General features: G+C 67.0%; 9 protein-coding genes. 4 read left to right on the top strand and 5 right to left on the bottom strand.

Going from position 1 to position 11,914, the window contains the following annotated elements:
• The first annotated feature begins 102 nt into the window (after positions 1-102).
• Positions 103-1,563, top strand: a complete 1,461-nt coding sequence (locus tag KIP79_RS19195) for an RICIN domain-containing protein (protein WP_214106216.1) — start codon at positions 103-105, stop codon at positions 1,561-1,563.
• Between the two features lie 40 nt (positions 1,564-1,603).
• Here the strand turns inward: KIP79_RS19195 and KIP79_RS19190 are convergent, their stop codons facing one another.
• From KIP79_RS19190 to KIP79_RS19175, 4 genes are all read right to left on the bottom strand, one after another.
• Positions 1,604-2,428 carry a bacterial Ig-like domain-containing protein gene (locus KIP79_RS19190; RefSeq protein ID WP_214106215.1) on the bottom strand — a complete coding sequence of 275 codons (825 nt, stop codon included), beginning with the start codon at positions 2,426-2,428 and terminating at the stop codon, positions 1,604-1,606.
• On the bottom strand, positions 2,364-2,939 hold the full coding sequence (locus KIP79_RS19185; protein ID WP_214106214.1) for a hypothetical protein: 576 nt from the start codon (positions 2,937-2,939) through the stop codon (positions 2,364-2,366). The genes KIP79_RS19190 and KIP79_RS19185 overlap by 65 nt, the downstream gene beginning before the upstream one ends.
• 2 nt (positions 2,940-2,941) lie before the next feature.
• Positions 2,942-5,569, bottom strand: coding sequence for a family 43 glycosylhydrolase (locus KIP79_RS19180; protein ID WP_214106213.1), 2,628 nt, complete (start codon positions 5,567-5,569; stop codon positions 2,942-2,944).
• A 127-nt stretch (positions 5,570-5,696) separates the two neighbouring features.
• Positions 5,697-8,606: a beta-xylosidase family glycoside hydrolase gene (locus KIP79_RS19175; RefSeq protein ID WP_214106212.1), complete on the bottom strand. Its 2,910-nt coding sequence runs from the start codon at positions 8,604-8,606 to the stop codon at positions 5,697-5,699.
• A 918-nt stretch (positions 8,607-9,524) separates the two neighbouring features.
• Between KIP79_RS19175 and KIP79_RS19170 the strand changes: the two genes are divergently transcribed.
• Entirely contained in the window at positions 9,525-9,911 is a 387-nt protein-coding gene (locus KIP79_RS19170; protein WP_214106211.1) for a hypothetical protein, read from the top strand.
• 11 nt (positions 9,912-9,922) lie between these two features.
• On the opposite strand, the gene KIP79_RS19165 is transcribed toward KIP79_RS19170, so the two are convergent.
• Positions 9,923-10,762 (bottom strand): oxidoreductase, encoded by an 840-nt coding sequence (locus KIP79_RS19165; RefSeq protein WP_214106210.1) that lies wholly within the window; start codon positions 10,760-10,762, stop codon positions 9,923-9,925.
• Positions 10,763-10,852: 90 nt separating this feature from the next.
• On the opposite strand from KIP79_RS19165, the gene KIP79_RS19160 reads away from it, so the two are divergent.
• Positions 10,853-11,413 carry a TetR/AcrR family transcriptional regulator gene (locus tag KIP79_RS19160; protein WP_214106209.1) on the top strand — a complete coding sequence of 187 codons (561 nt, stop codon included), beginning with the start codon at positions 10,853-10,855 and terminating at the stop codon, positions 11,411-11,413.
• A gap of 204 nt (positions 11,414-11,617) precedes the next feature.
• Complete coding sequence (locus tag KIP79_RS19155) at positions 11,618-11,788, top strand: hypothetical protein (protein WP_214106208.1); 171 nt, start codon at positions 11,618-11,620, stop codon at positions 11,786-11,788.
• The last annotated feature ends 126 nt before the right edge of the window (positions 11,789-11,914 follow it).

Raw genomic sequence — 11,914 nt, 5'->3', positions numbered from 1 at the left:
GAACAGGCCCAGGGACCTTCGTGTGGCACCTCCTGTCCGGATGCCGAGGAGGTCAACGCAACCGTCCAGTTCCGGTAACACAGGACAGAAAGGGATTCATCCATGGGACCGTCCGTTCACGCAGCTGGTCGTAAAGTCTTATTCATTCTGTTCAGGCTGGTAACGATGTTCGCGCTCGCCGCGGGCGTCGTGACCGCCAACTCGACGTCAGCCCATGCGTCCACCAGCCAGTTCAGGGGCGTCAACTGGCCCGACGCGAGAGACAACTTCGTGAACGGCGTGCTCTACGTGTCCGGGCTCAGCGCGTCCGACACCTACTCCTCCGCGGCCACCGTGGCGAATCAGGTGGTCGGCCAGCTGTATTCGATCACCGGGGCCAACACGGTACGGATGCCGATCAACGAGCCGACCGTGTCCAACTACTGGGGAACCTATACAGGTGCGATCGACACCGCGCTCAGCAGAGGCAAAGTCATCCTGGCGTACTGGGCCCACAGCGGCGGCAGGTCGGCCAACATGACCACGTTCCACCAGATGTGGGACAGGATCATCGCCCAGTACGGCGGTAATCCCAACGCCTACTTCGAGGTCATCAACGAACCATTCGGCTACAGCGCCACAGATCTGAACAATATGTACAACACCTGGTTGACCAGGTATCCCAACGTGCCGCGCGGCAGAGTGATCCTCGACGGCACCGGCTTCGCCACGAACGTCACCGTGGTCGGCAGTGACAGCCGCCTGAACGGCACGCTGCTCGCGGTCCACGACTACACGATGAACGTCACCCCGCCCTACGACGACGAAACCGCGTGGGCGAACCACATCGCCAGCTCAATCGGACCCTACGCCAGCCGCACCATCGCCACCGAATGGGGCGCTCCGATGGGCCCCGGCAGCAAGTACGACATCCAGTGGAACACCATCGACTACAGCATCCCGAGCGGGTCGTACTTCGCCGACTACCTCCGCGGGGTCAGCAGCCAACTCCGCAGCCTCGGCATGGGCAGCGTGTACTGGCCCGGGCTGCGAGACGGCGACTGGTACAGCCTGACCAGCAGGAGCGGAAGCGGCTCGAACATCAGGCTGGCGTTGGTGAACCCCTCTGGGCTGATCCGGCTGCAGTACGCCTGGGGAATGGGGAACGGAGGAGGCACCTACGTTCGCATCCGCAACGCAAACAGCGGGCTGAACATCGACGGTATGGGGGTTACGACCAACGGTGGCAACGCCGCGCAGTCGAGTGGCGCCAGTGGCGCGAACCCGCAATGGGTTATCGAGAACGCCGGCAACTACGTGCGGATCAAGAACCGCGCCACCGGCCTCTACCTCGACGGCATGGGCCGCACGTCCAACGGTGCCGCCGTAGGCCAATACCAGAGCACCAACAGCACGAACCAGCAGTGGTCGATCCTGACCGCCGCCAACAACGTGCGGATCAGGAACCGTGCCACCGGCCTCTACCTCGACGGTATGGGCCGCACCTCCAGCGGCGCCAACCTGGCCCAGTACAGCGATACCGGCGCGACGAACCAACAGTGGACGGTCGTCGCGGCGAACTGACCTGGTGGGCCTCTTACAGCCTCGGCCATCAATGCCATCCTCACGCGCAGGAGCGGGCGGCGTACTGCGCGTCCAGCGACGCCGTCACCGGTTTGCCGTCCAGCGTGGTGGACGCCTTCACCGTCACTTTCCCGGCCGGCACACTCTCCGCACTGGTCGGGAACGAGCGGGACTTCCGATTGCCCGGCGGCACCGACCCGAACGGCGTGGTCCCGTACGCCGACTCCGCCGACACCTTCACGTGGACCGCCTCGTTGTTGGTCACCCTGACGGTCACCATCACCTTCTCGCCCACGCACCGGGTGTCCGCGGACACTTCAAGCGACGGCCCCTCGACGTCGACCTGAAACGAGGCGGTCATCGTCCCGCCGGCCACCGTGTACGACACAGTCACGGTCTGCCTCCCCGAGGTGGCCGGGTCGTACCCCGACACGGAGTATCCGCCATACCCCTCGGCGAGGACCTCGTCCTTCATCCCGTCCGTGTAGTCGGCGGTGACCACCAGACTCGACAGGTCGAGGGATTCACCGACGGTGTAGGTGGTCTTGGCCGGGGGCGTCTTCACCGAGACCGACGACAGGTCCGCGCCGCGCAGGGCGGCGTGCTCCGCCTGGGTCAACGCGAAAACGTTCCCGTGGCGGATGACGCCGAGCGCCAGGTTGTAGTCCGGCGTCTGCCAGGTGATGGGCGTCCATTCGCCCGACGCGAGGTCCTTACTCCAGTACGGGCTGAGCTGCTCCTCCATGTAGTTGCCCGCGGGTGCGCCGGCCCACTTCTGGTCCGCCCAGAGGTAGTACCCCTTACCCCGCACGTCGCCGGGGTTGGCCTTGACCACCATCGGCGCCTCGGCGTAGGTCGTGTTCATCGTGTCGTGGGTGATGCAGCCTTTGACGAGCGTCCAGTCCTCCGGAGGCGCCCCGCCACCCGTACGCTCTGCCGTCGACGTTCAGGTCGGTGGCGATGAGGTAGAACCTGTCTCCCTCGGGCGATCGGACGATGGACGGGTCGCGCACGGCGTGCATGCCCTTGGTGGACTCGATGAACATCTGCCCGTGGTTGGCCGCCACCCAGCGGGTCGGGTCGTTGCCGACGCTCGTGGACATGTAGATCTGCTGGCCCGCCTGGCTGTTCGACCTCCCGTCAAAAGGCTCACGGTCACCATCGCCGCTGCCGTTGACGACGCCGCCAGATGCCGTCGCCGTCGAGTTGTCATCGCCATTCTTCTCTCCGAGGAAGATGCGCCGTAGTGCGTGTTCGCAGGTCAGGTGCCCCGCGACAGGTGTCGCGGGGCGCCCCTCTTGGTTCAGCGGGGAAGGTTCAGCGAGCTGCCTTGGGGCCTTGGTCCAACTGATCGCCAGCGCCGCGGCCCTGCTCATGGTCAGTTCTCCGGCGCGTCCCCGTACTGGGCGATCAGCGCGTCGGCGTCCCGCAGGAGCGTGTCGCGGACCTGGGGGTCGGTGACGACCTCGCCGTCGTTGACGAGGTCCTGGAACTTCTGCAGTTCCTTCACGACCTTGTCGTTCTTCTTGTCCTTCTCCTGCGCGTCGCGGACGGTCGCGAGGTTGATCCGGAGCCGGTGGGCGCTCTTGGCGGTGAGCTTCCCGGCGGCTTCGAAGCGGTCGATCAGAGCGGCGATGTGATCCGTCGAGGTGACGACGGAGAACTTCACCGTCTGTTCGGCCTTGTTGCCGGCGTTGTCGACGGCGGTGACGGCCAGGGTGTGCTCGCCCAGGGCCAGCTCGTACAGCGGCTTGATCGTCCCGGGCTCGAACGGCTCGCCATCCAGCGTGCCGGTCACCGACTTCATCCCGGAGTCGGCGTCGTCGGCCGTCCAGCCGATGGTCAGGTCCTGGCTGTCGCCGTACTCCTGGCCGTCGGTGACACCGGAGACCGAGATGGTCGGAGGTGTCGTGTCCTTCTTGGCGTCGAAGGCCCAGGAGTCGATTTCGAAGAGGTCCACGCCGTCGGGCCCGGCGTAGGTGAAGTACACCTCGTGCACGCCGGTGATGCCGTCGAGCTTGGCGGTCAGTGTCGTCCACTCGCCGAGCGGCGCGTCGACGGGGATGGTCGCGGCCACCGGCGCGGCGCGGTCGCCGAGACGAAGCTGGATCTTTCCGCCTGCCACGAGCGGGCGCACCTTCGCGGTGACGCCGACCGCGCCGTCCTCGCCGAAGTCGACCTTCGCCAGCGACGTCCAGTCGCCGTTGTCGATGTCGTGCACCACGAGGTTCGGGGCCTGCGCGCCGAACTCCGCAGAAGCGCCGTCGATCTTCTTCGTCGCGATGCCCTGCTGCCATGCGATCGTCTCAGCCTCGATCACACGGTACGGGTTGAGGTTGCGGATCTGCTCGACGCCCTTGTAGTCGCCCCTCACTTCCTTGATCGTGCCGTCCGCGTTGAAATCGAGCTTGGCCAGATGCGGGCTGCGGAATCCCTGCGTGGCACCGCCCGTGATGCGGCTGTTGAGGGTCTGGGCGTGGTAGGTGAAGTAGTACTGGCCGTCGAGCTTGAACACCGACTGGTGGTTGTTGCCGCCGGCGCCGAAGTAGGTGCCGGGGTTGCGGAAGATGATCCCCGCGTACTTGTCGGCCGTCCAGGGGCCCATCGGGTTGTCGGCCATGAGGTACGCGATCGCCCCGGTCGGCGGACCGTTCGGATCCACCGGGCCCGAGAACCCGAAGTTGGACGAGTAGGAGTAGTAGTACCTGTCGTTTCGCTTGAACACGTGGCCCGCCTCGAAGACGAGCGGCGCGTCGATGACCTCCGCCGAGCCCTTCGTGCTGATCATGTCGTCGCCGAGCTTGATCACGCGCGTGGACTTCGGGTGGTTCGTGTTCTCGTAGGTGCGCGACCCGTCGTCGCCGCCACCGCCGAAGTAGAGGTAGCCCTGCCCGTCGTCGTCGACGAACACGCCCGGGTCGAAGAGCCAGTTCCTGCCGTTGGACGCGCCCGGCGTCGCGCTGGTGATGAGCAGGCTGCCGCGCTCGTCGCGCCACGGGCCGAGCGGCGTGTCACCGACCAGGACGCCGGTGGAGCCGCCGTTGTTGGCGTAGTACAGGAAGAACTTCTCCTTGCCGTCGACCACCTTGCTCTCGACCGCGGGGGCCCACGACTGGTTGGCGTAGCGGGCGAGGCCGTTCGGGCCGGCGACGGGGATCTCGCCATGGTCGACCCAGTTCACGAGGTCGTCCGATGAGATGACGGTGATCGTGTTGATACCGCCGTAAGTGTTCGTCGGGGAGATGCCGTTGGGACCGGGGTTGTACATCTGCGTGTCGTTCGTCAGGTAGAGGTACACGCGGCCGTTGTGGACGAAGGCGTTGCCGTCCGCCCCGAACTTGTGCGAGATGAGCGGGTTGCCCTCGCCGGGGTTCTTGCCGAGCACCTCGATGGTCGTCGACGGGACGAACTCCGAGACGGACACCTCATCGACCTTGAAGTCCATGAGGTGCGTGTCCGGAGCGGACGCCGGGTTCGCCGTCCACGGCGTCTCGATGAACAGCCTCGCGGTCGTGACGTTCTGTCCCGCGGGAATCGTGAACGTGCTCTGGATGAGCCCCCACTGTCCGCGCGCCACGGTCACCGTGCCGACGTTGGTGTAGGTCGAGCCGCCGTAGTGCATGGTGGCGAAGAACTGTTTGGTCGCCGGGCTGTTGGGGTTCTCGTACTTCACCCGCGCTGTGATCGCGTAGGTCTTGCCGGCCTGTACCTTGCCGGACAGGTCCTGCATCGGACCGGATCCGGTCGTCTTCCGGTTGGTGACGAGTACGGCGCCCGATCCGGCGTACGCATCCGTCGTGGGCGACAACGTGGCGCCGTCGGTCGCGTTCCCGTTGTTGACGAACCAGCTGGTGAGGCCGCTTTCGAACCCGCCGTTCAGGATGAGGTTGGGGCCGGCGGCCTGGACCGGCCCCGCCGTGGCGGCGGCCGCTGCGGCCAGCATGGCCCCGGCCATCGCCACAGCGGCGACCCGTCGCCGAGTTGCCCTGCGAACACGCTTCAACACGAGGTACTCCTTGATCGCTGAATTGCATGGGGGTTCACTGGCGGCCTGGGGATCCCCAGGCCGGGCACGCATAGGAGAAGGGGCGGCCCGGCGGCACCGGGCCGCCCCAAAGATCAAGCGCGGGTGATCAGCCGCAGGAGCGGGCGGCGTAGTCCGCCGTCAGCGACGCGGACACCGGCTCACCGTTCAGCGTCGCGGACACCGCCACCGTCACGGTCCCGGCCGCCACACTCGCCTCGTTGGTCGGGAACGAGCGGGGCTTCTGCTTGCCCGGCGGCACCGACCCGAACGGCCGCGCACCGTACGCCGACTCCGCCGACGCCTTCACGTGGACCGCCTCGTTGTTGGTCACCTCGACGGTCACCATCACCTTCTCGCCGACGCACCGGGTGTCCGCCACGACGGACACCTCCAGCGACGGCGCGTCGGTCTTGAGCGTGCCGAGCCGGGCCAGCTGGTAGCTGAGCGCCCGTTCCGGCGCGTCGATCTGGTTCTGGGTGCCGAAGTCACCGGCCCGCGCCGCCGTCGCGCCGGCGAGCGCGGCCTGCATCGCGGCCCAGGCGTCCTTGGGGTAGTAGTGCTTGTCGAGCGTGCCCGCGTAGGCGATGGCCGCGTCGAGGGCGCTGGTGTCCAGGGGCTTGTTCTGCGCGGTCAGCGTGTCGCTGAGCAGGTAGTAGTCGAAGTCGACGTGCCCGCCCTTCTCCTGCGTCGCGTAGTCGAACAGGCCGACCCGGTGTCCCATGAAGTGCGCGAGGCTGCCGTCCAGCGTCTGCGGACCGACGCGGTTGCCGAGTTGGGTCCATTCCAGCCCGTCGAGGCTGTAGTAGAACGTCGTCCACAGCTGTCCGACCGGCGAGGTGAAGTCGAGGTCCGCCTTCACGTACACCTGGGTCGCGTCCCCCAGTGACACCGTCGTGCCCGGCACGAAGTTCTCCAGCGTCGTCTGGTTGAGGTCGACCGCGAACGGCTGCACCCGGTTGACGACGCCCAGCGTGTTCTGGCCGCCGGCGCGCTTGACCGCCACGTACGAGAATCCGCGGTTGTAGGCGGCCAGGCCGGCCACGTCGCCGTTCTTCATGCCGGAGATATCCATCTTGGTCTCGACCGACTGGCGCGGCCCGAACGTCCGCTGCGAGAGCGTGTTCCGCGCCTCCTCGAACCAGGCCAGCTCGGCCCGGTTGGAGAGCTTTGTGTAGATGTACTGGCCGGTGACCACCTTTCCGGTCGTCAGCCGCAGCCATCCGTCACGGTCGGTGAGCGACCAGTACCGGTTGTCGGGGGCGTGGTTCCACTCCCACACCGGATCCAGCCGCGACCCGTTGGGGGCGATCTCCTCCTGGGCCGGGTACTCGGTCGTCACCGGCTGCCCGATGATCGACACGTCGTCGATCAGATACTCCACGCTGGAGGACGGCGGCTGCGGGTTGGCCCACGGCGTCTCCACCGCGAACTTGAAGTTGTCCGGGTTCGCCGTCGCCGGAACGGTGTACTGGCCGGACACCGTCGCCCACTGCCCGGCCGACACGTTCCCGGAGGCCATCGTCTGGACGCCCGCACCCCAGTCCGCCACGAGGTTGAACCGGATGCTGCTCGGGCCGGAGCTGTACTTGATCTTCGCCGACACGGCGTAGGTCACGCCGCGCTGAATCTTCCCGTTCAGGTACTGGTTCGGGCCTGACCCGTTGAGCGTGCGGTTGCTCACCTTCAGCGCCGCCAATCCCGAGGCCGGATCGGTCGTGTCCCGGCTGACCGTGGCGCCGAACTGTGCGGCCCACGGCGAGACCGTGCCGGATTCGAACCCCTGGTTCTGCAGGAGTTCGACCCCGATGAGCGACTCGTCGTACGTGGGCGGAGCCGGGATCGTCCACTCTTCGTCCATGTACGCCTTGTGCGGCGCATCGTTGGCGAAGTCGTCCGAGGCGACCACGCCCTTCTGGCGCTCAAGCGCCTCCTCCTGCGGGCTGAGCTTGATCGGCTTGCCGAACACGCCGTCCACCGGCACGACCCCGTTGTTGCCGAACGTCGGCCACCCGTCCTGCCACGTGGCGGGGATGAGCGCCGGGATGCGCCCGATGGGGAAGGTGTCGCGGAAGAACATGCCGTGCCAGTCGGTGCCGCCGTCCGCGCGCGAGATCGGCACGAGGCTGCCTTGGGCGAAGCCGTTGGAGTTGAGCACCCCGCGCGCCTCGTAGGTGTTCACGCCGCCCGCGGAGGTGTAGCGCCCGAGCAGTTCCTTCGAACGGAACATGACGACCTGACGGCCCTGCCCGGAGGGCCAGGTGATGATCACGGCGTAGTAGTAGCCGTCGATGTAGTAGAACTGGGCACCCTCGAACAGGCCGCCGATGAACGGCCTGCCGGCGTAGTTGCTCGCCGTGAAGATGTTCGGATAGTCCTGCGCGATGGCCGTCAGGTCGGAGTTGAGGCGCACGGCGCTTGTCCCGCCGGAGCCGTAGAAGATGTACGCCGTGCCGTCGACGTCGAAGAACAGCGACGGGTCGTGCAGGCCGCGGCCGAGGGGCGTGCGCTCCCACTTGCCGTTCTCGACGTCGCCGGTGCGGTAGATGTACGCGCCGCCGAGGTTGTTGGTGTTGAAGACGACATAGAACTTGCCGTCGTGATAACGGAGGGACGACGCCCACTGGCCCTGACCGTAGGAGGTCTGTCCGTTGCGCAGGGAGAAGGCGTCTCCGATGTCCGCCCGGTTGAAGACGTAGTTGACGATCTGCCAGTTGACGAGGTCGTAGGACTTCATGATCGGCGCACCCGGGCTCAGGTGCATCGTCGTGCTGATCATGTAGTAGATGTCCCGGTGCTCCTTGTTCTCGGCGGCCGGGACTCGCTCGACGCTGATGTCGGGCACGTCGGCGCGAAGGAGCGGCACGGAGTAGGTGCCATCGCCCTTGTCCGTCGACGTGTACGACGGCTTGGGCGACCACTCACCGGCGGCGTTCGCCACACCGCCCGTGGACACCAGACCTGCGCACAGGAGCATGCCGACGGTCAGGAGCGAAATGCTCCTCGGCCGCGCAGCCACCGCGGAGCAGACAAGTTTCCGGGCTAGGGCGAGAAAACGTAACCCGGCGACGATGCCGGCCGACCCAGGGAGAAGAGATCGGGGAGATGCGGACATGACGAACTCCAGACGCGACAGAACGTGGGTGGTGCTGATGTTCGCGCCAGTCACCGAAAGAGCGCGGCGACCACCGCAGACCAGGACAGTTCGGGCATGCAACAGGTGGAGATGGGTGATGTCAGGCACGCCTGATGACAGGGTGTGGCGGAATCTGAGGGATCGATGTGAAGAGTCGACCGTCAGCGCCGGGTGGACTCGTGGCTGGTCCGGCCGAGGTGCGGGGCTCGCTGGAGGAGCGGCCGAGCGTGAGGGCTCGCGGTTGACGATTTCGGTGATGTCGTGCGCTGGGTGTACCGGGTCAGGCGGTCACCTAGGGAGCGGCACGACAGCGGCGAGCCGGGCGTTCGTGAGGATGATCAGGTTCGTGCAGGCGGGCCGGAGTGGAGCACTCCCGCCGAGAGACTGCGGGTCGGCCGTGACAAGGTGGATCGCTCTCATGAGTTGGGGGCTCCTCATGCTGTTAGCGCTAACACTTTGAAACCAGAAGTTAACAACCGCGATGTTTTGCGACATTAGGCGGCGTAGCTTGCACTGTCAAGACTGTGCGGAGCGCTCCAGCGCAAGCAACTTACGATTCGATGGCAGTTCCTTCCCGCGAAGCGGCGGTGGGTTGCCGGGAGTCACCCGGCGGCCATGTCTACCTGAGTGGCCGCCGCCATTGACTTTGGCCGATTCTCTTTCGTATGTTCCTAACAGCCCGCAATGTTATCGCTAACAACCCCCGACCCACCTACTCACTCAAGCGGCCGTGCTCGCCCAGGCCGCTCCGCAATGCACCCATTTCGCCCTCTTCGGGAGGTAGACGGCCAGCGCCAGCCGGTGGAGCACGGCCGGGAAGTTGCCTACTACAAGGAGGCGCTGTGTCGTCCACAGCTGTCAGTCGGCATCGTGCAGGCTGCTGCTATCGCCGCCACCGCTTCGGCCGCCGGTACGTTCGGGGGCAGGTCCCCAGCGAGCGCGGCCCTCCCTGGCGGCGGCTTCGGCTTCGAGTCCGAGCTGACCGGCCGAACGCCTCGGTGGCACCCACATCACGACGCTGCTGCTCGGGTTCTCCGAGCCGCGCTCGCGTACTTCCAGAACATGAAAGAGCGTGAAGTTGAACAGGCGCAAGGGACCGTCCTCGGGCGCGACGTCTCGCTGATCATGCACGACCTCGATGTGGTGGCCGAGGTCGGCGACAGCACGGCCACCGCGTGCGTGGGGTGATTGGGACCCGTTCAGCGTCGGGGCAGGCCGACGGCGCGGCCGATAAGGGCGTCGAAGGCGCGATCCGACAGGAGCCACCGTGTGAAGATGAGGGGTTTGGCGCCGAATCCGGCGGTGTAGCGGGTCTTGGGACGGCGGGCGGTGACGGCCTTGGCGATGGCGTCGGCGATGACGCGGGGCGGGGAGTTGCGGCGGGCGTTGGCCGGCACGGACAGCGAGGTCGCGACGGCGGTGGCCTGCGCCGCGTAGGGGCCGGAGCCGGAGGCCGCCTTGAGGTTGTCGGCGGCGATGCCGCCCCATTCGGTGGCGATGCCGCCGGGTTCGATGACGACGACGTGGATGCCGAACGGCTTGACCTCCAGGCGCAGGCAGTCGCTGAGGGCCTCCAGGGCGAACTTGGTGCCGTGGTACCAGCCGCCCAGTGGGGTGTAGATCTTGCCGCCCATGGAGGTGACGTTCACGATCGTCCCGGACCGCTGGGCACGCATGTGGGGCAGGACCAGGCGGATCAGTTCGGCGGCGCCGAACACGTTGACGTCGAACTGAGCGCGTGCCTCGCGCATCGGGACGTCCTCGATCGCGCCGTAGGAGCCGTACCCGGCGTTGTTGACCAGCACGTCGATGCGGCCGGTCTCGGCGATGATCTGCTCGATGCCGGCGGTGGCGGACTCGGCGTCGGTCACGTCCATGGCCAGCGGCCGCACCCCGAGGTCGGCGAGGGTCTTGAGCCGGTCGGTGCGGCGGGCGGCGCCGTAGACGGTGTAGCCGAGGTCGTGCAGTTTCAGTGCGGTGGCCTCGCCGATCCCCGAGGACGCCCCGGTCACCAGCGCGGTCTTGCCTGTCGCGGTCATGTCTCACTCCCCTAATAAAGTGAATGGTGCTTCACCATATATCATGAAGCATAGTTCACGTTGCGTGAAGCCGCTCTCAGGGAGTACCTCATGACCTCCGCACGACCGCCGCGCGCCGACGCCGTCCGCAACCGCGCCAAGATCATGGGCGCGGCCCATGAGCAGATCACCGCGCACGGTCCCGGCGTGTCGATGGAGCAGATCGCCGCCGCTGCCGGGGTCGCGGTCGGCACCCTGTACAAGCACTTCCTGACCAAGACCGAGCTGGTCGCCGCCGTGGTCGCCGCCTCGATCACCGCGGTCGCCGACGACGCCGAAGCCGCCCGGCGACGCGCGGCCAACGGCTCCCGCGCGCTGGAAGAGATCACCGGGTTCCTCACCCGCCTGGTCGACACCGCCGCCCACGACCATGCCGTCAAAGCCGCCGCCCGCACCTTGAACGCCGCCGACCCGGCCACCCGGGAGGATGAGGCTCGCGCCACCCGCGCCCTCGGCGAACTCATCCACGCCGCGCAGACAGCGGGGGATCTGCGCGCCGACTTCACCGTCGACGACCTTTACCTGCTGTTCTCCACCGCCCCCACCGACCAGCCATCGGCCGTCCGCGCCCGCTGGCTCACCCTCCTGCTCACCGGCCTGGCCGCCCGCTGACCAGCTGGACGACCCGGACCGGCATCGCGGTGAAGGTGCCGTCCTTGAGCGAGGAACGCAGTTCCTCAAGGAACGCCGTCACTCCAACGTCCTCTTCGACGTGGCGCCGCGTCACCGCATTCCAGCGCATGCACCGCGTGCGACCTGCAGTTCTGCCCACCCCGGATCCACCCCGACCTCCCGTACGCGTACGCGGCGATCCGCTTGGACGGGTGCCGCAACCTGCTCCGAGTACGGGTCACAGGCCTGCCGCAGGGCGTACCGCTGGCGTCCAGCACCGGACGCCGCGGCCGCCTGACCACCGTCGAGGAGCCCACCGCCCGCCTCGGCACCCTGGTGTTCGTGGTCGACGGGCAGGCGGGAGCGGACGCGTGACGGCGGGGCAGCGAAAGTTCGTCATAGAGGCGGGCCACATCGCAGCGCCCGACATGAGTTCAACGAGTGGCGTCTGGCATGCGGACCGTACCGCGATCATCCAGGCCATGCTCGTCCTGCAGACCG

It is taken from the genome of Acrocarpospora catenulata, from assembly GCF_018476525.1.
Lineage (GTDB): Bacteria > Actinomycetota > Actinomycetes > Streptosporangiales > Streptosporangiaceae > Acrocarpospora > Acrocarpospora catenulata.
Note: the sequence above shows the minus strand (reverse complement) of the source record. Positions and strands in the feature narration are given on the sequence as shown.

Coding starts and splice junctions, on each gene's coding strand:
- KIP79_RS19195 (WP_214106216.1), top strand. CDS start 103: ATGGGACCGTCCGTTCACGCAGCTGGTCGTAAAGTCTTATTCATTCTG.
- KIP79_RS19190 (WP_214106215.1), bottom strand. CDS start 2,428: ATGAACACGACCTACGCCGAGGCGCCGATGGTGGTCAAGGCCAACCCC.
- KIP79_RS19185 (WP_214106214.1), bottom strand. CDS start 2,939: ATGAGCAGGGCCGCGGCGCTGGCGATCAGTTGGACCAAGGCCCCAAGG.
- KIP79_RS19165 (WP_214106210.1), bottom strand. CDS start 10,762: ATGACCGCGACAGGCAAGACCGCGCTGGTGACCGGGGCGTCCTCGGGG.
- KIP79_RS19160 (WP_214106209.1), top strand. CDS start 10,853: ATGACCTCCGCACGACCGCCGCGCGCCGACGCCGTCCGCAACCGCGCC.